Origin of the sequence: Chloroflexus aurantiacus J-10-fl (genome assembly GCF_000018865.1) — a bacterium.
Lineage (GTDB): Bacteria > Chloroflexota > Chloroflexia > Chloroflexales > Chloroflexaceae > Chloroflexus > Chloroflexus aurantiacus.
On sequence record NC_010175.1, the window covers coordinates 5,218,225 to 5,243,400 of the forward strand.

13 protein-coding genes are annotated in these 25,176 nt (G+C 55.8%); 7 read left to right on the forward strand and 6 right to left on the reverse strand.

What is annotated here, in order from left to right; all coding sequences use genetic code 11:
* The first annotated feature begins 28 nt into the window (after positions 1-28).
* From CAUR_RS20495 to CAUR_RS20510, 4 genes are all read left to right on the forward strand, one after another.
* On the forward strand, positions 29-2,584 hold the full coding sequence (locus CAUR_RS20495) for a VWA domain-containing protein (RefSeq protein WP_012259735.1): 2,556 nt from the start codon (positions 29-31) through the stop codon (positions 2,582-2,584).
* 118 nt (positions 2,585-2,702) lie between these two features.
* Positions 2,703-5,312, forward strand: coding sequence for a hypothetical protein (locus tag CAUR_RS20500; RefSeq protein ID WP_012259736.1), 2,610 nt, complete (start codon positions 2,703-2,705; stop codon positions 5,310-5,312).
* A 287-nt stretch (positions 5,313-5,599) separates the two neighbouring features.
* The gene (locus CAUR_RS20505) at positions 5,600-6,178 is read left to right on the forward strand and encodes a P-loop nucleotide/nucleoside kinase family protein (RefSeq protein WP_012259737.1); all 579 of its coding nucleotides are present in this window, start codon (positions 5,600-5,602) and stop codon (positions 6,176-6,178) included.
* Between the two features lie 19 nt (positions 6,179-6,197).
* Positions 6,198-6,788 carry an acyltransferase gene (locus CAUR_RS20510; RefSeq protein WP_012259738.1) on the forward strand — a complete coding sequence of 197 codons (591 nt, stop codon included), beginning with the start codon at positions 6,198-6,200 and terminating at the stop codon, positions 6,786-6,788.
* On the opposite strand, the gene CAUR_RS20515 is transcribed toward CAUR_RS20510, so the two are convergent.
* Together CAUR_RS20515 and CAUR_RS20520 are read right to left on the reverse strand one after the other, a co-directional pair.
* Entirely contained in the window at positions 6,785-8,080 is a 1,296-nt protein-coding gene (locus tag CAUR_RS20515; protein WP_012259739.1) for a M14 family metallopeptidase, read from the reverse strand. The genes CAUR_RS20510 and CAUR_RS20515 overlap by 4 nt on opposite strands.
* Before the next feature lie 57 nt (positions 8,081-8,137).
* Positions 8,138-9,472 (reverse strand): DUF58 domain-containing protein, encoded by a 1,335-nt coding sequence (locus CAUR_RS20520; protein ID WP_012259740.1) that lies wholly within the window; start codon positions 9,470-9,472, stop codon positions 8,138-8,140.
* A gap of 270 nt (positions 9,473-9,742) precedes the next feature.
* Here CAUR_RS20520 and murJ point away from each other — a divergent pair, with 270 nt between their 5' ends.
* Together murJ and CAUR_RS20530 are read left to right on the forward strand one after the other, a co-directional pair.
* Positions 9,743-11,158, forward strand: a complete 1,416-nt coding sequence (murJ, locus tag CAUR_RS20525) for a murein biosynthesis integral membrane protein MurJ (protein ID WP_012259741.1) — start codon at positions 9,743-9,745, stop codon at positions 11,156-11,158.
* 159 nt (positions 11,159-11,317) lie between these two features.
* Positions 11,318-13,483, forward strand: a complete 2,166-nt coding sequence (locus CAUR_RS20530; RefSeq protein ID WP_012259742.1) for a diguanylate cyclase — start codon at positions 11,318-11,320, stop codon at positions 13,481-13,483.
* Here CAUR_RS20530 and CAUR_RS20535 read toward each other — a convergent pair.
* From CAUR_RS20535 to phoU, 3 genes are all read right to left on the reverse strand, one after another.
* Positions 13,457-15,229, reverse strand: coding sequence for a choice-of-anchor Q domain-containing protein (locus tag CAUR_RS20535; protein ID WP_012259743.1), 1,773 nt, complete (start codon positions 15,227-15,229; stop codon positions 13,457-13,459). The genes CAUR_RS20530 and CAUR_RS20535 overlap by 27 nt on opposite strands.
* An 893-nt stretch (positions 15,230-16,122) precedes the next feature.
* Complete coding sequence (gene metH / locus CAUR_RS20540) at positions 16,123-19,716, reverse strand: methionine synthase (RefSeq protein ID WP_012259744.1); 3,594 nt, start codon at positions 19,714-19,716, stop codon at positions 16,123-16,125.
* A 268-nt stretch (positions 19,717-19,984) separates the two neighbouring features.
* Positions 19,985-20,644, reverse strand: coding sequence for a phosphate signaling complex protein PhoU (phoU, locus tag CAUR_RS20545; RefSeq protein ID WP_012259745.1), 660 nt, complete (start codon positions 20,642-20,644; stop codon positions 19,985-19,987).
* A gap of 381 nt (positions 20,645-21,025) precedes the next feature.
* Here phoU and CAUR_RS20550 point away from each other — a divergent pair, with 381 nt between their 5' ends.
* The gene (locus CAUR_RS20550) at positions 21,026-21,739 is read left to right on the forward strand and encodes a cysteine hydrolase family protein (protein WP_012259746.1); all 714 of its coding nucleotides are present in this window, start codon (positions 21,026-21,028) and stop codon (positions 21,737-21,739) included.
* Between the two features lie 957 nt (positions 21,740-22,696).
* Here the strand turns inward: CAUR_RS20550 and topA are convergent.
* The gene (topA, locus tag CAUR_RS20555; RefSeq protein WP_012259747.1) at positions 22,697-25,027 is read right to left on the reverse strand and encodes a type I DNA topoisomerase; all 2,331 of its coding nucleotides are present in this window, start codon (positions 25,025-25,027) and stop codon (positions 22,697-22,699) included.
* Positions 25,028-25,176: the final 149 nt, after the last annotated feature.

Below are 25,176 nucleotides of genomic sequence, written 5' to 3' on the forward strand. Positions count from 1 at the left end.
GGTGTCAACGCAGCAACTGGAGGAAAGTATGGTGAAGAGAACACACACGTATCGCCCGCTCAAACGGGTGCGCGGGCAGAGCATCCCGCTCCTGGCCCTGATGATCGTCGTCTTAATCGGAATGGTTGCGCTGTCGGTTGACGTCGGGCGCACCTTCTCTGAGGAGCGACGCGCTGTAGCCGCAGCTAACGCTGCTTCGCTGTCGGCGATGAATACCTATATTCGCCGACCGGCCGGGACAACCAATACGGTTATCTACGACTCGATTGTCAATTCGCTCCGCTCAAACGGGATCGATCTGGCCAACAACCCGAATATTCGGATGGAGGCCTACTATTTGAATGCCCGTGGCGAACCGATTGAGGGTGGTGCCCAAATCACCCGCGATGGTACGGTAGCCCCGGACAATGTGGCCTATATTCAGGTCAATCTGGAGGGTGAAGTAGATACCTTCTTCGCCCGGGTTGTCAATCAAAACCAGTTGCCGATTGCCGCAACCGCCTACGCCGGCACCTGTCCGCCCACAGATGGCGTGTATCCGATTGCCATTGATAACGACTACATCAGTGGCAATGAATTCCGCAACCCGGGCGATCAGAATGGTGATGGGAAGATTGATAACAACTGGCAAAAGCTCACCAGCGGCACGTACAAGGGCTATACCACGATGCGGCTCTACCTGACCGAAAACAACGTGCCTGGTGGCTTCGGCTGGCTGCGCTGGCTCAATGGCCGAGGAGCGAGTGGTGCCAATGCTAACAGCGCCCAGGAGCTGGAGCTGGCATTGAGCGGTACCGGTTCGCTCTCAAAAGGGTTTATGGAAGTTACACCCTGGCCGGCCCCGAATTTACCCCAACCCACCGGCTATCCTGAACAGCCCGGTCAACTGAATGTCGGCGACTGGGTCTATGGCAGCTCTGGCTTCACTGCCAGCAATGATCGGCGGGCTGCACTCGATGCGCACATCAGCAACGGTACGCGCATGATCCTGCCAATCTACGACGTTGCCGTTGGCCAGGGATCGAATGCAGCCTATCGTGTTGTCCGCTTTGGCCTCTTTGTTATGACAGCATATGGACGTGAGCGTAACCGCCCCTACATGGATTTTATCTTCCTCGGTGATCCTGATCGGCAGGGTACGGCTTGTTCGGCTACACCACCGCCCCCTGAAGATACCAGCATCGTACGTCTGACCGGTAGTGTTGAGCTGTGGCCGGAGTATCAAATCGTGGCTAATGATCGCCCGCCGGTTCAGTATGTAGTTATCCTCGACGCAACCGGCTCGATGAGCATGAACTTCAATGGTCAAGGTAAGCTCAATGGGCAAACCCGCCAGTGCATTACCGGCCCGCCCGGGTGGCCGTTTCCGGATGACCCCAGTTGTGATGGTTCACCAAACTTTGCCTGGACTCCGCGCGAAGAGCGCCGTATCTATGTTGCGAAAGAGGCGGTTCGGCTCTTGATCAAACAAACCAATATGCCCGGAAATCCGGGATACGATCCCACTCGCCCAATCGATCAAATGGCCATCGTTTGGTTTAACCAGGATGTACCGGAAAGCCGGATTATGCTGGGTGGTTTCAGTTCTGATCCGGCCGCGCTTGATCGAGCCGTGTTAGATGCCGGTAAAGTCAACAACGATCCATATCTGTCACAAGGTGGTACCAATACGGCTGGTGCATTCTACCGGGTTGGTCAACTGCTCGGACGCGCACCGACAGGAACGACACAACTCGGACGAGAGTGGACCTATCGACGGGCAATCATTCTGGTTACCGATGGTTTGGCCAATATCTTCCTCAATACGAGCAATGGTAACCTGAATGGTGGTCAGAGTGGCATGACTACTTACCCGACCGGTCACCCGTGCCGCTATTCTGGTGTAGCTGATGACGCTCCGTGTCAAACTACCGAGATCGGTGGTAAATACCAGGGCCGTGATCGACCAATTACTCAGATGGTACAGGAAGCCACGAAGATTAAGTCTAATCAGGCTGTACAGACCGATATCTACGTACTGGCGATTTCAACTGTACCAACAGTTGGTCTGAAAGATGGCGTTGCCTCAACACCCCGTCACTTCTATATGGCATCGAGCCTTGAACGAGACTCAGAAGGCTTGACCAATGTAGATCGGATGATGCTGGCTATCAACGCCGAGGTTGAAGGTGCACCTTGTATCAGCGGCAGTGATGGTGAATGGCGCGGAACTATTCCCGGCAATCACTTCCAGTCGGTTGGTGGTTTGCGCTATCCGAACGTGGGTGAGGTCATTCTCGAAGACTTCTCGACCGGAAGTGTTTATCGGACACCAATTGTGGCTGGTACCGATGGTCGGGTGCGCTACACCTTCGAGGAGATTCCACGCGGTACCTACCGCTTGCAGGCCTATCTCTTCTACCGCCACCCGCTCGACCCGCCCACGGCGATGCCACGGATGTATAGCCAGCTCTTCAACGGCAGTTCGAGCCAGTCTGATATGGTAGTTGTGCTTGAACCAAGTGGGCAGGGGGCCGGCTTCATCTCGACAATTGAGCAGAATCTGCGCCTGCGCCTTGACGGGAATGTATGTAGTGTAAACTAGGTAGGTAGGGTTGTGCCGCAGAGATGCCATGGTGCGTCTCTGCGGCTTTTGTGTATCATTACGTCATTTCCCCATCAACTGCGCTATCAGGTTCACACTGGCTGCGAGGAGGTTCCTGATGAGAATTGTTTCCCGTTTGCACCGACCATTGCGGCTGCTTGCGTTCTTCTTTATCGGTGCTGCGTTACTGCTTGTGCTGCTACCACCAGTTGCTGTTCAAGCGCTTGAGGATGAAACTGGAGTTACCGAAATCATCGACAATACCCAGGCCGAGTTTGCCAGTGGCGTGTTCCAGCGCACAGTCGTCGCGGCAACACCTGATTCACCAACAAACCCCGATCAGATCGGCGCAATCGAGCTGGCTCCTGTGGGAGCCTTGAACCGCAACAACTGGCGTACTGCTACTGCGACATTACCCCAGCCATTGAGTGATGCGCCGGTCGTTGCCCTGGATCGATACCTGTTTGTGATCGGTGGCGCAACCAGCCCAGATGCAGAAGCAGAAAACCGTTCATCCTACGTCTATCGCGGCATTGTTGATCAGGAATCCGGTGAACTGGTTGCACGGGCAGAGCCGTACCCCAACGGCAACGATACGTTCGCCGCATTTGCGATCCAACCCACTGACCCCGGCCCTGATTGTGACACACCTCTGGCAGGGCGATCACGGGCAGGGGCAGTTGCTGTACCGGCTACCAGCGGGACAAATCTTGGCTTCATCTTTGTGATCGGTGGCAGTATGTACGATACTGACTGCCAGACATATGATTTTTCCACCAATCTGGTGCAGCGAGCGACAGTAAATGCAAGCGGTGACATCATTGGTTGGAGCGCACAGAACAGTTGGCGCTTCCCGACCCTCGATGATAATGGAAACATTATCACGGATGTAAACTTCCCCGAACTGCGTGGAGTGCAAAATGTGCAGGTCGTTCATGTGCGTACCAGTGCCGGGATTGATTTCATCTACGCTATTGGCGGCCTAAGCATTGCGCCCGCACAATTTTTGCAGGAAGATATTTATCCTTACGTCTTCTATACAAAAGTTGACACCAACGGTAATCTTGTCCATCCAACCTCTGCTGGATCGGCGACCGTCTGGGCCAGACTGGCCGATCTACCATTTGCCCTGCATTCCGGTACCGCTATCGCCGCCAGGACCACCCGTATCGAAGGTGGTGTGCCGGTACAGCAAGACGCTATCTTCCTGCTAGGGGGTTGTACCGATATTGAGTGCACGACACTGAATACATCAGTATACCGGGCCGACATCAATCCAACAACCGGCGCACTGACCTGGACAAACCAGGTTGCCCGTACCGGTAGCGGCGGTAGCCAGGCGATCAGTATTCAGGGACGGCAGGGTGTTACCGGCATTAGCTTCAATAACCGCATCTACTACGTGACCGGATCTACATCAACAGGCACACCGGGAGCTGCCGGGGCCACGGCGACTATTCCGGTTGCCATTTACAACGATCAATTTCTGCTCGAAGATTTAACCAGTAGCAGTAACTATTTCGTAGGGTTTGACGAGAATAATGACTATGTTCTTCCCCAGCCGAATCGTCGACTCAATGCGTCTGTTGCGCTGGTTCCGGCTGTGCCGCCAGCGAGCGGCTCGACGCAAGTAAATGCAGCATGGATGTATGTCATCGGGGGTTCGAATCAATCAAACCAGCCAACCAACACCATCTTTGTTGGCGGGGTGGGTGGTGCAAACGAGACCACCGGCACTATACGCGCCTCAGAGGGTTGGTATTACTCGCAACCATTCTCAGTATTAACCCAGGGTGAAACCTCGCGACTCCTGGCAATGAAGTGGTTTACCGACTTGAATCCCCCCCTGGCTAACCCTGAAGCTGATATTCGGATTCAGTTCCGGGCAGTGGTGACAAGTGGCACCTGCCGCGAGAGCGATTTTAATCCCTCTACATCCACCAGCAACCCATCACGTTGGCGTGATCTTGATGGAGATACCACCGATCCTGTATTACGTTCCAAAAACGGCGAGAATGTTGTGCGCCTGATTAATGCGTTCCCCGGTGAAGAGATTAAGGCGACCTGTATGCAGTATCGGGCGCAGTTCATTCAAGACCCCGGTCAGAACTCCTATACGCCGAAACTGCTGTACTTCGCCGTTGAGAAGGTTGTCGCGGCTAAGCCCGACATTTTAATCGACACCTTCAATGTCCAGACAACGAGTGGGAGTTTTACGAACATTGCACTCACGTTGCGAAATCTGCGCAATAACGATCTCAGTGCTACTCGCAGTGTAGTGGCTGCTGTCGGCGGTGGTGGTTTCTTTGTCGACCTCTGTATCGTGAAACGAACCAATCCATCAACACCGGCATTGACGGCAGTGCCGGCACCTGACCCGAACGCCGGCGCAGGTGCGACCCCGGACTGTGCGACGGTATCGGCGCAAGTACCAAAAGAAGCCATGAATCCAGGGGCTACCTATACCGTTCCGTTTGCCGATTGGGTAACCGCAAGCGGAGGCACGCCTGTTGACTGGAATGCGATCTTCGGCGAACCGGGTACATACGACGTTGGGATTGTTGTTGATTACAATGCCCTTACCGGTGAAGATGCGCAGGGACGCAGTAACAACCGGGGTGAAAATGTTTCTCCGCCGAATGGTATTATTCGGACGGTAACGATTACGGCACCACCGAATCCCAATCCGACAAGCTACGACATTTTTGTACCGGTGATCCTACGCTAACAGAGTGGAGATCGGGGTGTAGGGTAAATGTGATTGTAGGGAGTACTGGGGAAGATGATCCTTCCCCAGTACTTGTATCACAATATGACATGGAAGGTTGGAAGAATGACGTTCCTTAATTATCACATTTGTACATGACCTCATTTGGAGGGAAAGTCAGGAGAATTGATCACGATATACAACTGTAGTGCAAGTGCGGTATTGTATCTTCACTTTATACTTGCTTCGATATTCCTCGCGAATTGGCACTCACTTTTGTAACGCTTGTCTTTGATATAATAAAATCTGTGCAAACACCAGCTCTGATCATCGTGACCGGTCATCCGGCAACCGGTAAAACCACTCTCTCGCAGGCGTTGGCCACCGGCTTACGCCTGCCGCTGCTGAGCAAAGATGCCTTCAAAGAGGTGATGTTTGACGGGTTAGGATGGTCAGATCGGGAATGGTCACGCCGGGTGGGTGCAACCGCGATCATGATGCTCTACCATACTGCGGCAACAATCTTGCAGAGTGGTCAGTCGCTGATTATGGAGAGCAATTTTCGGGTAGACCTCGATACCGAACGGATGCAAAACCTGCACACAATTGCCCCCTTTACTCCGATCCAGATTCGCTGTGTTGCCAGCGGTGATGTCCTGGTTGAACGTATTCTCTCCCGCATCGCACAGGGAGCGCGTCACCCCGGCCATTGTGATGATCGGTCGCCAGCCGATCTCGAACTGGTGCGCAGCCGCGGCGATATTCCACCATTACCGCTCGGAGGACCACTGCTGACGGTTGACACCACCTTTCCCGAACAGATCGATATGAATGCTATCGTGCAATGGGTACGCCAGCATTTGCAATCAGGAACCGCTTTCTTGTAGTAGTGAGGAGATCATCATCATGAGGCCGGCTATTATTCATCCCACTGCAACAGTCGATCCGCAGGCCCAAATCGGCGATGATACGCGAGTCTGGCACTGGACGCAAATTCGTGAAGATGTGGTTATTGGCAGCGAGTCGATTATCGGGAAAGGCTGTTATTTCGACGCAGGTGTTCGGGTTGGGAGTCGCGTCAAAATTCAGAGCAATGTCTCAGTCTTTCGCGGGGTTACTATCGAAGATGGCGTCTTTGTCGGACCACATGCCTGTTTTACCAATGACAAAACACCCCGTGCAATCAACCCTGATGGTACGTTGAAAGGCCTGGAGGATTGGACGGTCACCCCGACCCTGGTGAAGTACGGCGCCAGTATCGGTGCTAATGCGACCATTGTCTGTGGTATCACCATTGGACGGTTCGCGATGGTTGCCGCCGGATCGGTCGTTACCCGTGATGTGCCTGATTATGGGCTGGTGATGGGTAATCCGGCCCGTCTGGCCGGTTATGTCTGTCCGTGCGGATCACGTCTGCCGGGTGGCCCAACCCGCCAGACGGAAGCACGAACCTGCCCGGCATGCGGACGGGTGACGGTGATTGAAGGGAACAGCTAACGAATGGTCTGCGGCGCCGAAGGCAAGGCAAGTTCAGCACGCGCCGCGTCCCACAGGCCGAGCGGCGCCAGATCGATCTGACCGCTGACCGGATCAAGTAGCAAGACCGCACGAGCGAAGTATTGAGCGATACGACGACTGCCATCGGCCAGGCGGGTCTCGAACGGTTCGCTCAGCGGATCACCAAACACCAGGGATGCACCATGTCGCTGCCAGAAGTCAGCGAATGGCCCGGCAGGCCAGGGAACAGCTTCCACAATCGCATCGGTTCCGCCATACGCACGTGCGGTCATCGCCTCGCTGCCCAGGGAAGCCATGCGCACGTAACGAACGGTATCGCGCTGCGTCTCATCAATCTCAATCACTGCGTGTGTAAAGCGCTGGCGGAAACCGGTCGCCGTTGCCTCTGCCGGAGCTAATGGCACCCCAAACCGCGCTTCACCACCAAGCGCCTGCCAGAAACGATAGATGACAGCCGGTACCGTCATGTCGTTAACCTCTCCCTCTGCGGGTAAGGGTAACACCTCTTGCGCATTCATCAGGACTGCCCGTAAACCGGCCAGATTCTCGGCGACTTCCGGCTGATTACCGGTCACCAGTTCAGGGGTAATCGCGGCAATCCCCAGACCACCCGCCCAATCGTGCATACCGCCGGTAATCGTGTAGCGATCCCAGAAGCGAGCATACTGATAGCCGGCGGCTGCGGCGTAGATTTGGGCCATCGCGATTGAGGGCGGATGTTCGCAACTGGCCGGAAAGACCAGACCGGCGTTCGAGTGAAGAAAGATAGCCCCTGCCGCATCCAGCAAGAAGGCCCGGATGAGCCTGCTCTCGATCTGCGAATCAGGGTAGGGACCACCGGTATCCGAGACGATCCCTCGCGCACCCTGCACACGCTGCCGCCAGTCATTGTCTGGACAGGCGTCGTGGGACGTGTCCATATTCCGATTCAAATCAACACCGGCAGCATCAAACCGCCAGCCGCGGGCCAGTCCGTCGGGATTGAGGACCGGAATAATGACCAGACGTACTTCGGGCGGGATGTCGGCAGGATTGGCGCGAAAATGTTCGATCAGTGCCAGCGCCAACTGATAGGTGTTGGCCTCCGGCGCACCGTGCGTAGCCCCGATCACGACCAGTTTACGCGGGCCATCACCAAATATGACTGCCTCTATCGGGCGTCCCTCAGCCGAACGGCCAACCTCGACCGTGCGGATGGGCAATGTCTGCATTGGTGATAACCAGGACCACCAGGTAGTGGTAGCGAACAAGAAAAAGATGAGATATTTCATGCCAGTCTCAGTACCAGACCCGCTAAGGATCAGCTCAACGAGCCGATAAATAACCTCTTACAACCGCGCCTCCTCTTTCAGGCGCAAATAGGTATTCACAACCGAAACGGTCAGGGCCGTCGCCGGCACATCGAGCGTCAGCGCACCACTACGCTGAATCTGATCAAGAATCATTCGCCGCTCATCGGCCAACTGTTCTGCGACTAACCGGCGAAACAGGGCCTGGCTATCCTGTACCGGATGGCCGGCAACGCCAGTAATATTAGGATCACTGATCGTCACACACAACGGTAAATGCCGACGCGACAGCCGGCGCAGATGGCTGATAAGCGGCTGTGCAGCCGCCGGATGCGAGAGATCGGTAAAAATAACAATCAGCGCACGCCGCTGCTGATGTTGATCGAGATAGGTTAAGGCTGCCGGCAGATCGGCTTCTACCAGTTGCGGCTGGACATTGTAGAGCGCATCGAGGAGGCGATGGAACTGTGCCTTACCCTTGCGTGGTGCGATAAAGTTCTCAACCTGACCGGCAAAGGTGAGCATACCGGCATAATCACCTTTGCCAAGGACAACAAAACTGAGCATCAACGCTGTATTCACAACGTAGTCGAGGCGGGTCAGACCGGGATCGTCAGGATGCGACGGATCGGCCACCGGTGCCGCCATTAATCGCCCGGCATCAATCACTGCAATGACATGCTGACTGCGCTCGGCCTCAATCTCGGCGACAATTGGTTGCGCACGACGAGCAGTAGCCTTCCAGTTAATCCGGCGATACTCGTCATTGGTCGTATAGTTGCGCAGATGCTCAAATTCGCCCCCCAGCCCCAATTGCCGGATCGAGCGCAAACCAATCGTGCGTAATTGACCGCGCCGGATCAACAGATCGTATTTGCGTGCTTCCAGTAGATTTGGGTAGACCTGCACCGGTCGGCTAGCCGGGAAGCGCACCTGCCGCCGATGACAGCCGAGTACCCCATCGTAACGCATGACAATATCACCAAACTGATAATCGCCACGCCGTTGTGGGCGCAGATGATAACGCAGCTCACAGAGACCAAACGGCCCGGCTTCTCCCGGCAGCAAATCAACGTCAACCGGCATCTCGACCGGATACTCATCCCGCACAACAAAGCGCAATGGTCGAGCCGAGGTATTGGCTACCAGAATGGTGACCAGATTGGCCGTACCCAGCGACAGCCGCGACTCGTGTAGTCGCTCAACATCAATCTGGTCAGGTCGCGGTGAGAGCAAGACATCGCTAACCAGCACGCCACCAACCACCACCAGGTAGATGACTGCGACCCAGGCCAGATACGGTACAAACGCTGCACCGGCAATCAACGGTACAGCCAGCAATACGAGCATGAGGAGGCGTGGTGTTGGAAGCATACAGTCTGTTTCATATGGTCAGCTTTGCCCTGATCTATTATAATCGACCAGGATCACCATGCGGAGGGAACGATTGCAGGAGTCATAGCGACATGACCGATTGCGGAGAGTACGTACTGGGGTGATCCGGTGACATCTGATCGGCACTACAGGAATAACAGCACAGACGCCAATCTGTGCCTCATCTGACGGACAATACTGAAATTGCCGGCCACTCTCAAACGGGCATACAAAGAGATTACTGTTACAACTCATTCCCATATCATCAACATGCTTTTTCAGAAATACTTTCCAACAACCATCTGGCACCGTCTCCGCACCGTGCCGCTGCGGGAATGGTCAACCCTGCCGCTTTCAACTGCAGAAGGTTCGCTCATTTTTATGGCAGCCTTCCTCATCTCAGCCGCACTGGGTGTTGTGCGCCAGATACTCTTCAACGCGCACTTTGGGATTGGCGAAGAGGCGGCAGCGTTATACGCAGCATTTCGTCTCTCGGAAACGATTAGTACCCTGATAGCCGGTGGTGCGTTGACCAATGCGCTTGTGCCACACCTGCTACTGGCTGCGCGTACCCAGCAGCGTGCGATCTCGCTGCTGGTAAGTCGGGTGCTCACCCTGATGCTGGTCGTTGTCATACCCATCACCTTTATCCTCTGGCTGGCTGCCCCACCGTTGCTCCGCTGGTTCGTCGCACCGGGACTCGATCCGCAAACCCAGGCGCTGGCTACGTTGTTGACCCGAATTATGCTCGCCGAACTTGTGCTCCTGGTCGCCGAAGGCGTGCTCAGTGCGGTCTTGATTGCCCGTGGCCAGTTCTTCTTACCGGCAGCCGGGATTGCCCTGCGCAACACGATGATCATTCTCTCGCTATTGCTGCCGGAACCAACCATCATCACTGTAGCCATCGGCTCGCTCGGCGACTCGGTCATTCAACTGCTGATTCTGATTCCTGGCCTGTGGCACCATCGTCTGCATGTGCGTCCGGCCTGGCAGATCAACGACCCGCTGGTACGCGGCACACTCCGTCTGGCGATTCCCGGTGCCATTTCAGGTGCCATCAACTACAGCAACGCGATTGTTGATACAGCGGTTGCCAGCCTGGGTGGACAGGCCGCCGGACTAGGTGCAATGCACAACGCGCTCTTGCTTGGTCACCTACCGCAGCGGCTGTGCGGCATTGCAATCGGCCAGGCTGCCTTTCCGTACCTCGCCGCAGCGGCGGTCAGTCGTGATCGCAAGCTATTTCAGCAACGCTGGCTGACCACCATCACAACTGCGGCTTTCCTTGCGACAATGAGCGCACTTGCCCTGATCGGAGGTGGACGCTGGTTGATTCGTCTGATCTTCGAGCGCGGAGCGTTCGATAGTGCTGCGGGTGATCTGACCTTTGCCATTCTCCAACTCTTTGCACTTGGGCTACCGATCTACGTCATCGTCGAAATTACCGGGCGCGCTCTGGTGGCCCTCGGCGATGCCCGTACCCCCCTGCTTGCGAACGGCGTCCAGTTGCTGACCAGGATTGGCGTAGCAACCTTGCTATGGCCGATAGTGGGAGTACTGGCAGTGCCGATAGCTACCGTTGCCAGCGGGATTGTCGAAGTCAGTATTCTCTGCGGTATCTTGTGGAGACGGCTGTCTATGGTGACGGATTGGCATACTATCGGCGATCCAACCGTATCGCTATAGTATGCCCGGCAGCTCATGCGCAGGCCACCAATCAGCAGAGGTAGTAACCAGGATCGAGTTTATTCATTGCCTCTGAGTATCAATAAATCTTCTCGTTCAATATGATAGGAATGAGTTATGATATAAAAAAGCATCGATCTCGCGTCGCAGGAGAGCGCGATGACACCAGCAACCCCTCCATCCGATACCCCTGAGTCGCGCTGGCCGGAATTAAGCACTGTAGCGGCAATTGACATACTTGATCAATTGCCTTTCGCAGTATGGATTGTCGATACCGGCTACCGTCTCGTCTACGCTAATCCGGCTTTCATTACTCAATCCCCACCAGACATACCTCGTCCAATTCGTACCGGTACACGAATGCTACCGGACGAAAGTGATGTCACTCAGCACCAGCGCTGGCAGCAGAGCTACCGGCGTGCGCTAGATGGCGAGCATGTCACAATAACCACCAACACGACCACCTATCACCTGCAATTGATCACGATAGACCCGGTACGGCAGTGGATTCTCGGCTACGCCGGCACCTTTCCAACAACGGAACATGACACGCGCTTCCGGGCTGCGATTGAAACACTGCCTGATCCATTTGGCATGTATGAAGTCATTCGCAACCCGCGGAACCAGATTGTTGATGCACAAATCCTGGTTGTCAATGCGGCAATGTGTCAGATTACCGGGTATCGACGCGAAGAACTGCTCGGCCAGCGCATGCTCGATCTCTGGCCCGAATTTACCAACGACGGCACCTTTGCCAGTCTGCGTCACCTGGTTGAGTCAGGAGCACCGGTACGACGTACCACGACCCTCCTTGATCGTCATGGTGTGCAGCGGCATATCGAATTGCATGCCGGCAAGCTCGCCAATGGCTTTGTATCGATCTGGCGTGATATAACTGCTCAGCAGCAGCTCGATCAAAAGATACGACAGCAAGCCGAACTCCTTGATCAACTTGTTGATGCCGTCATTGCGACCGATCTCGATTATGTCGTTACCAGTTGGAACCGTGGAGCCGAACGCATATACGGCTGGTCGGCCAGCGAAATGATTGGTCGGCGCTTAGGTGAACGTATTGAAACACGCTTCGCCGACACCAATTCCGAAGAGGCGACTGCAATTTTGTGGCAGAGCGGACGCTGGGAAGGTGAAGTGGAGCAACGGCGACGCGATGGGCAGTATGTGCCGATCCATTCAATTGTCGTACTGATTCGTGATAAACAAGGCACACCCACCGGCATCGTGGCCGTCAACCGTGACATCAGCGAGCGTCGTCATTTCGAGCAGTTACTGATGAAAGCCAATCAGCGCCTCGAACAAGCCATCGTCGAAGCCCGCCGCCAGACCGCCGAAATCATGATGGTTAACGAATTACACGACCTCTTGCAGGTTTGTCAGACCGCAACGGAAGCGGCGGAGGTCATCTCCTTCAGCCTGCAACGCATCTTTCCACGCCAGAGTGGGTATCTGATGGTACGTCAGGCCGGAACGGCCAATCTCAATTTACTGGCCCAATGGGGCGAAGCAGACCTTGCACCGGCAACCATGACCATCGATGAATGTTGGGCGCTACGCCGGGGATTAATCCATCGCACCTGTACCAATGCAGGCATTCGCTGCCCACATATTCACAGCAACACCCCGGCCTGCACCTCCTGTATCCCTCTTGTTGTGCAGAGTGAAATTTACGGTCTGTTGCACATTGCCGGCGAGGAACTACCACGAAGCGAACTGATTGTTATGACCGGCGATACGATTAAACTGGCGTTGTCCAACCTCGAACTGAGAGCCACCCTGCGTGAGCAGGCGATCATCGATCCGCTGACCGGCCTCTACAATCGCCGCTATCTGGAGAGCAGTCTGCCACGGGAACTCCACCGGGCGCAGCGCGAGCAGTTACCGCTGACGATAGCGATGATTGATATTGATCATTTTAAGCAATTCAACGATACGTATGGCCACGACGCCGGCGACGTTCTCTTGCGCGAACTGGCCGTAATTTTTCGCGAGCATCTGCGTCAAAGCGACCTGGCCTGCCGTTACGGTGGCGAGGAATTTGTCCTGATACTACCGGGAGTCAATCGGGAAACTGCCCGTACTCGCTTACAGCAACTCGCCAATACGGTACAGCAGCGCCGAATCACGTTCGCCAACCAACTGATAGGACCGGTGACCATATCGATTGGCTACATTACGTATGAGAGAGGTGAGTATCACATCACCACCCTCATCCAAAGCGCCGACGCCGCGCTTTATGCAGCCAAGCGCGGCGGACGCAATCGCGTGATTGATTTTGCCGATCTACCGCCCGACCAGGGGGATGAATGACTTGATGGGGGACTGCGTCACGGTGACTCCCACCCCATTACTGAAATCACTACATACCAGCTCATTGCAGGCACGCAGGCGTAACGTATACTGCCCCTGATCGAGCAACACACTGTTGTTGAGTAACTGCAACATCCAGACCACACCATCAGAGCGTCGTGCTTCCACGTCGTAGCGCACAGCACCATTGACCGGCGTAAACGAGAGCTGGACAAGCGGCCCACCATTACTGTTCAAACCAAGTAATGTCGGTGGTTCGAGACTGGCAGATGGGGCAGCCGAGCCATACTCGAACGCACCGAGATCACAGGCACCAACCCGCGGGGCACCGCGTTGATCGGTCGGCGGACAACTGGCACCGGCGTTGATCGCCGGACTACCGGCCTGCAAGGCAAGCGTGGGCATCGGGCCGCCGTGAGCGGCAACCGCTGTATCAACTCGCGGATCGGCCTGCGTAATCCCGGAAATACAGGCCCGGCCAACCGGACTCTGCAAATTACGACTACCGCGAAACGTGCCGAAGCATTGCACCGAGTCGTGAGAACTGCCGATACGATTGGCACCCACAATCACATTTCGCAACTCAACATCGGCACTGTTGTTAGAGGTATTGTAGATACCGCCACCCAGTCGATCAGCGTAATTATGCGCCACAGTCACATTGACGACCGTTGCCTGACCACCACTGAAGTAAAGACCGCCACCGTTCCCTTTATCGGCATTCGGCGCATCGGCCCGATTACCGACGACGGTCAAATTGCTCAACAAAGCAGTATTCCAGCCCGCATGGAATGTCGATTGTGCGACCAGAACTGCTCCGCCAATATCTTCAGAGCGGTTATTCACGAACGTTGAGTCGCGTAGGGTTAATGGGCCATTATGGTGAACCAGAGCACCACCACTGGCCCGGCCATTACTGTTGAGGTACACCACATTATCGGCAAAAAAGCTACGTTCAATTTCAGAGCGATCAGGATGGTAGAGGTATGAATACACCGCACCACCAAAGTTACGCGCCTTATTGCCGATAAAGATACTGTCCCGAATCAGAATTTGTCCACCAACATCGCGCGGGCCGGCCCCGTCGTTGTAGATGGCACCACCGAAGCCAAAATTCGCTACCACACCGCCGTGCGAACTATCGTTATTCCGAAATATCGAGCGCAGCACGGTGATCGGACAACGCAGGTTATAGATGGCACCACCGTTAATACCCCGATTATTCTCGAACAAACTATCTTCGATGTGTAACTGGCCGAAGTGCATCGAAATTGCTCCACCGCCCTCTTCATCAGTGCCGGCAGTGCTATCGTTGTTACGGAAAATACTGTTGTAAATGAAGACGCGGGAGTTGAGACCGGCGGAACGGATCGCGCCACCTTCCACACTTCGCCCATTAACCAGGGTCAGATTACGAATGGTGAGGGTCACATCGTACAGCCAGATAATCCGGGTACGCCCACCACCACTCAGCGTCACCCGGCCACCCTGTTGAGGGCCACCGCCGTCGATCTCAGTATCCTGACGTAACTCTAATTGGCTGGAGAGGGTAATAGTGACAGGTTGAGGGCCACAGTTGAAGGTGATACGACCGCCGCCGGCTACAGCAGCCCGTAGTGCGGCTTCGGTACAGCTCGCTGGAGTACCATTACCAACGACGCCAGCAGCTCGAACGGGTGTTGCTGTCCAGATGAGCAGGATGCTAAGGGCGATCAGCCAGCGTACCGAATATGAAATTTTCGTCATTGTAAACCCTACCTCGTTGGTGTGAGATGAAGTTTCGTTCATCTTGAAGATAACCAGTATGTTCAGGCAGGTCTACATGACTTTTTGGCTATATATGCATATAGGACTGGGGGGTAGAAAGGGGGTACTTGATGACAAAATAGTAATGTAGCTTTCATCTCTCACGTGCAGGGCACGAAGAGAGGATTTGTCAAAGGCAGAATAGAACCTATTTCAAAAAACATCTACTAGAAGTTATCTCATTCATTGCCGAGCGACTCAAGGATCACGAGAGAACACCCTGGATCCACGTAACCAGCCGGATCAACGGCATGCTACGCACCGGATCGTGAGCACGGCTGGCGCGGCAGCATGGCTGCCGCACTCCAAACGCTGCGTCACGCGCATGACAGGCAGGTAAGGCACCCCATCCAACGAGCGAGGGCACTGGCGATGGTCGTCAGCCTGCCTCGCTTTACATACCGGCAGCCTGGACGCAGGACAAACTATCATTAGTCATTGGCAAGCGTCCATGCACCTGTGTAATGGTCGGGTAGCTGACAGTACAACTTTTATGAAATAAGTTCCAGACACCCGCACCACAGATGATGTACGTCACTACTGCTACTCACCTGCTGCCACAACTGAGAAGCGTTGGTGAAATTACAACTCGTGGAGTAAATTGCTAACCAATCATTACCTGACCTAACGAGATCCGTAGGAACTGGTTTCGTAAGAGCGGATTCCGCAGGGGCAGACTCCGTAGGGGCGGGTTCTGAACCCGCCCCTACGGAATTGCGTGTATCACAGTTCTGGAGCGCAGAAGCCGGAATTCCGCACCCACTACGCTCAACACCACATACGTGTGTTACCGATCAGACAACCGGCCCCTATCCACTCCAGGCAAACCATATCTAATCATCACCGCGCTGATCCATCTCTGCACGTTCGAGCGCGCTGCCGATACTGAAGTACTTCGCTTCTGGATGATGCACGACGATGGCAGCCGTACTCTGCTCAGGCACCAACTGGAAGGCTTCGGTCAGCGTTACCCCGATCTCTTCGCCGGGCAGAATCTGCCAGAGTTTGGCATGCTCGGCCAGATCGGGACAGGCCGGATAGCCCCACGAGTAGCGCTTGCCACGCCGTTCATCAAGGCCCAGGCCCTGGCGGATGATGCGGTTGGTGTACTCTGCCAGCGCCTCGGCCAGGCTGACACCCAGGCCATGGATGTAGTAGCTACGGCTGTAGTCACCGCGTTGTTGCAGGGTTTCAACCAGCTCATCAACCGCGCTACCCATGGTAACAATTTGGAATGCCGCCAGATCGTACTCGCCACTCTCTACACTGCGGAAGTAGTCGCTGATGCAGAGCCGTTCACGGGCGGGTTGGCGCGGAAAGACGAAGCGCGTCAGTTCCCGACGGCGATCTGCCGGATCGTAGACAATCAATTCCAGCCCATCACTTTGCACCGGGAAGTAGCCGTAGATGACACGCGGCTGAAGCCAGCCATCGCGCTCGGCTTCAGCGATCAGCTCCCGGACTTTTTGATCAAACTCGGTGCGCAGGCGCTCCCACTCGGCGCCTTTGGCGTTCTTTGCCCCCCACTGTAAGCGATACAGGCTGTTGCGGTCGAGGCACTCCACAACGTCGCTCAGGCGAATACGGCTGGTTGCCCGCCATCCCCAGAACGGAGGTACCGGTACCGGTACGTCGGTGCGCACAGCCGACCGCACACCATCGGCACTGGCTTTTGCCGCTTCACCCAATTCGGTGAGCGCGACCCGACCGGTTACGCGCCGGTGAAGCACATTCGCCGCCTCGCGGATCGTCTGCTCGATAAACTGTTCGCGTGTCGCCGGATCGCTCAGGCGATCCATCGTCTCCAATCCCTCGAACGCATCTTTGCAGTAGAAGACCCCGGCAGGATACGGCTCTTCATCATCAACGAAGGTGATCCGCTGACCGTACTGACGATTGATCGCCGCTCCACCCACCAGAACCGGAATGTGAATTCCACGGCGGTACAGCTCCTGGACACAGAGCGGCATCTGCTTACTGGTACTCACCAGCAGCGCCGAGAGACCGATAGCGTCGGCCTGTACTTCGAGCGCTTTCTCGATGATCGTATTAATCGGTACCTGCTTACCGAGATCGTAGACCGTGTAGCCGTTGTTCGAGAGGATGGTGTAGACCAGATTCTTGCCAATGTCGTGAACGTCGCCGTACACGGTGGCAAGCACCACCTTCCCTTTGCTTGCGCCTTCGATCCGATCAAGGTAGCGTTCAAGGCGGGCAACCGCCTTCTTCATCGCTTCGGCACTCTGCAAGACAAACGGCAGGATGAGCTGACCAGCCCCGAACAGATCGCCAACTTCTTTCATAGCCGGCAGCAAAACCGTATTCAGCACATCAACCGCAGCCTGCCCTTGCGGTGAGGTACCGTGTTCGTTACGTAGCGCTGCCGCCGGATCGCTCAAGCGCAAACCGCTCGCCTGCAAGCGTTGATCAACCGCCTGATCGATATCGTCTTCAATGCCTTCCTTCTTACGATGCAGGATTTTCCAATGCAGGCGCTGATCAACCGTCATCGCAGCAGTTGGGTCTTCGCGTTCATTATCCTGCGAAGCCGCATGCTGCTCGAAATAGGCGATAAAGCGTGCCAGGGCATCTTCGCGGCGAGCAAAGATCAGGTCTTCGCACACTTCGCGCTGAGCCGGATCGATCTCGGCATACGGGGTGACATGCGCCGGATTGATGATCGCGGTATCCAATCCGGCAGCCACAGCGTGATAGAGAAAGACCGAATTGAGCGCAGCACGGGCATGCGGGGCAACACCGAAGCTCAGGTTGCTGACACCAAGCGTGGTGAAACAGCCGGGAATCCGCTGCTTGACCAGGCGAATCCCTTCCAGCGTTTCGATGGCCGAATAGCGCAACTCTTCCTGACCGGTCGTAATCGGGAAGGTCAGCACATCAAACACCAGCGCTTCGGCGGGAATACCGTATTCCTCTTGAGCGATGCGGGCGATGCGTTCGGCAATGGCGACCTTGCGTTCAGCAGTGTGGGCCATGCCCTCCTCATCGATGGTCATCGCGATCACGGCTGCGCCGTAGCGGGCTGCCAGTGGCAACACCTTATCAATCTTAGCGCCACGCCCGCCTTCAAGCGAGACCGAGTTGATCAGTGCACGACCGGGATAGATCGACAAGGCTGCTTCGAGAACATCGGCCTCGGTAGTGTCAATGACCAGCGGTAGCTCGATGTTGAGCGTCAGCTTTTTGATCAGGCGCGTCATCTGCTCTTTTTCGTCATTGCGCTCGGTCATGGCTACACAGACATCGAGCATATGCGCGCCACTCTCAACCTGTTCACGGGCGACTTCCAGAGCGCCATCGTAATCATCACGCAGCAGTAAGCGCTTCACCTTCCGTGAACCGAGCGTATTCAGGCGCTCGCCGATCATGGTCAGGGTTGCGTCCTGGCGTAATGCGGCAGCCCGAATCCCCGAACTCACGCTCGGAATATACTCAACCTGCCGCTGCTTCGGGCGCGGTGCGTCACCCAATATCTGGCGCAAGCGGGCAATGTGGGCAGGACGGGTACCACAGCAACCGCCGACCACAGCGACTCCATACTCACGCACAAACTCACCCAGAATAGCCGCAAACGGCTCCGGCTCCATTGGATAGACCGTGCGGCCATCGACCTCTAGCGGTAAGCCGGCGTTCGGGATACACGAGATCGGTTTGCGCGAGTGGGTAGTGAGATACTGAATGGCCGCCCGCATATGTTCGGGGCCGGTGCTGCAATTCAACCCGATCACATCAACCGGCATTGCTTCGAGCGTCGCGATCATAGCCGGCACATCAGTACCGAGCAACATACGGCCCGACAGATCGAGAAACACCTGAGCCTGCACTGCAATATCGGGTCGCTGAAGATCAATCTTCGCCCGCCGAATGCCGTCGAGAGCAGCTTTGACCTCAAGAATATCAACACTTGTCTCGACCAGCAGCAGATCAACACCACCCTCGATCAAACCGATTGCCTGCTCGTAGTAAATATCCGACAGCTCGGCGAACGTAATATCACTCAGCGCCGGATCGTCGGAAGAGGGCAACTTACCGGTTGGCCCCATCGAACCGGCAACATAGCGTGGCCGACCATCACGAGCGGCGAACCGATCAGCAACACGACGGGCCAACGCGGCAGCCGCCCGATTGATCTCGACCGTGCGTTCGCCCAACCCCCATTCGGCCAGTCGTGGCCGGGTGCTCTGGAACGTACACGTCTCAAGCACATCACAGCCGGCCTCAAGAAAAGAGGTATGGATCGCCTCGATCACATCAGGGCGCGTGATCACCAGATAATCACGGCAACCAAACGTTGCTTCGCCCCCGTAATCAGCGGCTGTCAGATCGAAGGTATCAATCGAGGTCCCCATGGCCCCGTCGAAAATCAAAACCCGTTCGGCTAACGCCTGAAGATAGGTTGGTCGACTCACAGTTGCCTCACCTGGAATACATAACTGTTGCCAGACTCACACACGAGCGCCGGCGATGATTGATCAAAGCGCCGGCGCTCGTCACATCTACTAGCAATAATACTCGATATGCAGCAGGATTTCAAAGGGATGCGGGCCAGTCAACCCGTAGCGACATTCATCAATGAGTGTGCCTGTGTCACAGCGCGTACCTGCCGGGGTGAGAGTAGCCCATACGCTTCATCAACGGCCACTCCTCACCACTATCACCAGACATGAAGGATCGACTTCAATTCAATGTTGTCTGACTGTTCGTCGCCAGATAGATCACACGCTCGCCGATATTTGTCGCCCGATCAGCAGTTCGCTCCAGCGCATGCACCATATCGAGGAGATCGAGCGCTGCCTCAAAGCGATCCGGGTCTTGACGCGCCTCGGCAATGATCAACTCGCGGAGGGTGTCTTCCAGTTCATCAACCCGCTCATCGTGGGCAGTCAGCGAGCGAGCCAGATCAGCGTCCTGCCGCAAAAACGCCTCCAGGCTGGTATTCAACATTTGCAGTGCCAACTGCGCCATCTCGTGAATCTGGGGAGGTGGCGGAATGAAGACTGCACGCCGCGAAGCCCGCCGGACCCGCTTGGCAATGCTATTCGCGTAATCACCAATCCGCTCAAGCTCACTGGCAATCGCCGACACCACACTGGTGAGACGCAAATCAGAAGCTACTACCGGCTGTTGGGTGGCCAGCACGTGAATCACACTCTCTTCGAGCGCACGCCAGGCATCATCAATCTGCCGATCATCGTTGATAATCTGCGCCGCAGCCGTCGAGTCCCACGTCTCCAGACAGCGAATCGCCCGCAGCAACTGCTGCTCGACCATACTGAACATCCGCAGCAAATCTTCGCGCAGGGCACTGATCTGCCGAATATATCGCTCGCGCACCATGTGTGTATCCCTCCCTCAGCCTGGTATGGCTCGATGTCACGTATACCTGTACCACCACGTTGGACAAGCCGGTCCTGAACAGTCCAGGATGCTTTCATTATACTTGAAACCTCATCAGTGTGGCGTGGGATAGGAGATAGAAGATAGGAGATAGAAGATAGGAGATAGGAAGTAGGAGGTAGGAAGTAGGAGGTAGGAGATAGGAGATAGAGGATAGGAGATAGGAGGTAGTTGACAGGTTCATGCGCGGGAAAGATGTCTGTGCTACAGGGTTTTTGTCTACCGATCTCTTCGCTCAGTCCCCCAACAATCTCCCCTTGACGGGGTGATCAAAGCGTGGTACAATAGTGTCAGTTTTACACCAAAGAAAGGAGGCGAGTCATGGCTGCGATTACAGACCTGGCCCGGCGCAGTACACCATTTCTCGACTATCTGGAAGCGTGGTACACGAATCTGCCCCAGGTCGATCTGGCGACGATTGTTGGCACTACCCCAGAGCGCGTTGCTCTCTGCTCGATTGATATGATCAACGGCTTCTGCAAAGAGGGTCCTCTGGCCGGCCCACGGGTGGGTGCTCTGATTGAGCCGGTTGTGCAGATCTTCCGGCGCGCTTACGATCTGGGGGTACGTGCGTTTGTGTTAACGCAGGACACCCACGATCCGGCGACGCCAGAATTTGCCGCGTATCCACCCCACTGCCTCGCCGGTACTGCCGAGAGCCAGACGATTCGTGAGCTGGCCGAGTTGCCGTTCGCCGATCAGATTGTGGTGATTGAGAAGAATTCGCTCAGTTCTCATCTGGGTACTCGCTTTGGGTCGTGGCTGGCCGAGCATCCCCAGCTTGATACGTTTGTGCTGGTTGGCGATTGTACTGATCTGTGTGTGTATAGTGCGGCTATGCACCTGCGCCTGGAGGCGAATGCGCTTAATCTCAAGCGACGGGTTATTGTGGCGGCAAATGCGGTTGATACGTTCGATACGCCGGTAGAAGTTGCGCGCAACCTGGGCATCTACGCCCACGACGGCGATCTGCACCATGTCCTCTTCCTGCATCATATGGCGCAGAATGGCGTGGAGGTCATGAATATTGCGTAGCCGGTGGTGGTAATGGTGAGGCAGCACCAGCTAAAGCCGGTGTTGTGGTAGGGTAGAAGTTGTCGCTTTAATCACCTACAGACCACATGATCGTGCCGGGCACACACCGTATCCCCGTGACCAGCAGGGTTAGCGGCATCATATACGCCTGTCACGAAGCACGGCTGTTGCGGCAGCATGCTGCCGCACGCCAAACGATGCGCTACGGGCAACCCGGCTGGAAACAGTATCCTCTCCGGAAAGAGATACGACGACGTGTTCAGTAGCGAACATCGCTAGCCTGACGGTACGATCACGAGCGATGGCTTCTATCGCACTTCAATCCAACCCCCCACGATACGAATGCGCATCGCCGGGAGGTAGCTCTCACAACCAGAAGGGCGGGCTTGTACCCAGATGCGACCAGGGCAGGCAAAGATGGTATATCCGCCTGCCCATAAGATAAAGCCAATATAGATGATCCAGACGAGTACTCAAGCACTCTTGCGGGTGCGCTTTGATGAACGGGAAGGTGAGGGCAACGCAGGCTCGTTCTTTGCCGGCTCTGCCGGTGTCTCAACCGCAATCCAAACCCCACGATACCAATGCGCATCGCCGGGGGGTAGCTCTCACAACCAGAAGGGCGGGCTTGCACCCAGATGTGAACAGGGCAGGCAAAGATGGTATATCCGCCTGCCCATAAGATAAAACCAATATAGATGATCCAGACGAGCACTCAAGCACTCTTGCGGGTGCGCTTTGATGAACGGGAAGGTGAGGGCAACGCAGGCTCGTTCTTCGCTGGCTCTGCCGGTGTCTCACCCGCAATCCAACCCCCTCGATACGAATGCGCATCGCCGGGGGGTAGCTCTCACAACCAGAAGGGCGGGCTTGTACCCAGATGTGAACAGGGCAGGCAAGGATGTTATATCCGCCTGCCCATACCGTAAAACCAATATAGATGATCCAGACGAGTACTCAAGCACTCTTGCGGGTGCGCTTTGATGAACGGGAAGGTGAGGGCAACGCAGGCTCGTTCTTTGCCGGCTCTGCCGGTGCCTCACCCGCCTGCGCCTCATCGAGCGTATTGGTGATGTAGTCACACTTCGGGTAGCGCGAACAGCCGTAGAACGGGCGGCCAAATTTTCCTCGCCGGCGCAGCAATTCACCCTCGCCGCACTTCGGGCATTGGACACCGGTCGGTTCGGGAAGCGGCACTGGTTTGCCGTCACGCCCGATCCGGCGGGTGTTGTTGCATTCCGGGTAGCCCGAACAGCCGAGGAAGGGGCCGAAGCGGCTCTTTTTGATCACCATGGGCCGGCCACAGACATTACACAGCACATCGCTCGTCTCAGGCGCACTGGCTTTGTCGATCACAATCTGACCTTGTTCATCACGGTGAAAATCACTGGTAAAATCGCACGACTCACCGTCGCCTTCGCGGTTGTAGCGCGAGCAGGCCAGAAATTCACCGTTCCGGCCAAAGCGAATCACCAGTTTCCCCTGACCACACTTCGGACAGTCGAGATCGGTGACGATCTCTTCGCGTTTGACATTGCGCATCTGGCGCTGCGCCTGTTCAAGCGTTGAACGGAAGGGGCCGTAGAACTCGCGCAGCACCGGCACCCACTTCTTCGATCCTTCCGCAATATCATCGAGCTGCTGTTCCAGGGCCGAGGTAAAATCGTAATCGACAATGTTGCCGAAATGCTCCACCAGCAAATCGGTCACCACCCGCCCTAGCGTTGTCGGGATCAGCTTTTTATCGACCATCTCGACATATTCGCGTTCTTGAATCGTCGAGAGTATCGAGGCGTAGGTACTGGGCCGTCCGATGCCGAGCCGCTCCAGCTCTTTCACCAGGCTGGCCTCGGTGTAGCGGGGCGGTGGTTCGGTGAAGTGCTGGATCGGCAACAGCTCAACCAGTTGCAACGCTTCCCCTTCAGCCAGCGGCGGCAAACGCCGTTCACTGTCTTCGTCTTCTTCGCCTTCATCGAGGCTGACGTTATAGACGGCGAGAAAACCGGGGAACTTGAGCACCGATCCGGTAGCGCGGAAGAGGTAGGCCGGCGCACCGGCAACGACCGGTGTTGCTGCAATGTCAACGGTTGTGCTATCGAAGACTGCCGGTGCCATCTGCGAGGCAATAAACCGCTTCCAGATCAGATCGTAGAGCCGCCACAAATCGTTTTCAAGCTTTCCACTCAACTGTTCGGGCAAGCGGGCGCTGCTGGTTGGTCGAATCGCCTCGTGTGCCTCCTGGGCACCCTTCGCCTTTGTCTTGTACACCGGCGGCTGATCGGGCAGATACTCTTTGCCGAAACGCTTGCCAATCACATCACGCGCTTCAGTCTGCGCTTCCGCAGCAACCTGGACGCTGTCGGTACGCATATAGGTAATCAGACCGACCATCCCGTCCTCACCACCAATATCAACGCCTTCGTACAGGCGCTGGGCAAGGGTCATCGTCTTCTTGGCACTAAAGCCCAACTTGCGCGCTGCCTCTTGTTGCAGGGTGCTGGTGGTAAAGGGAGGAGCCGGGCTGCGCCGCTTGTCGCGCCGCGTCACCCGCACGACGGTATAGGCAGCCCCCTGCAGATCGGCCACAATCGCCTCGGCCTGTTCGCGATTCTCGATTGAAAACTTTTCAAGCTTCTTCCCATCGCGCTCAATCAGCACCGCCCGGAAGAGATCACGCGGGGCGACACCGGCATCTTTCAGCAGATCGGCCTCGATAGTCCAGTATTCCTGCGGTTGAAACTGCTCGATCTCCCGTTCACGCTCGACAATCAAGCGCACGGCAACCGACTGCACACGTCCGGCGCTTAAGCCTCGCTTTACTTTATCCCAAAGCAACGGGCTTAACTGGTAGCCGACCAGCCGATCAAGTACGCGCCGGGCCTGCTGCGCTTCCACCAGATTCTGATTGATCTGGCGCGGTTGTTGCAGCGCCTGTTGCACAGCATTGCGGGTAATCTCCTGGAAGACCACCCGATACACCGGCGTCTTCTTCGGCAGCTTGACCGCCTGCGTAATATGCCAGGCAATCGCCTCGCCTTCCCGATCCGGGTCGGTCGCCAGGTAGACCGCCTCGGCGTTGCGCAGAGCCTGGCTCAACTCGCTGACAACCTTTGGCTTGACAATCTCATACGAAGGCGCAAAATCGTGTTCAATATCGATTGCAAGGCCGCTCTTGGGCAGATCACGCACGTGCCCCATACTCGAAGCAACCTTGTAGCCTTTGCCCAGATATTTTTGAATCGTCCGCGCCTTTGCCGGCGACTCAACAATCACAACTTTTTCACCCATGTGATAATTCCTATTATTATGTAATGTCCGTCTTTCAGCCTCGTCCATCTTGCTTTCGCACTATACGCGGCCCGTGCCAGCTTGTCAAGAACGATTCGGGCGCAAGAGCAGGCAACACCGACAACAATGGTGTATGATAACAGTAAGGT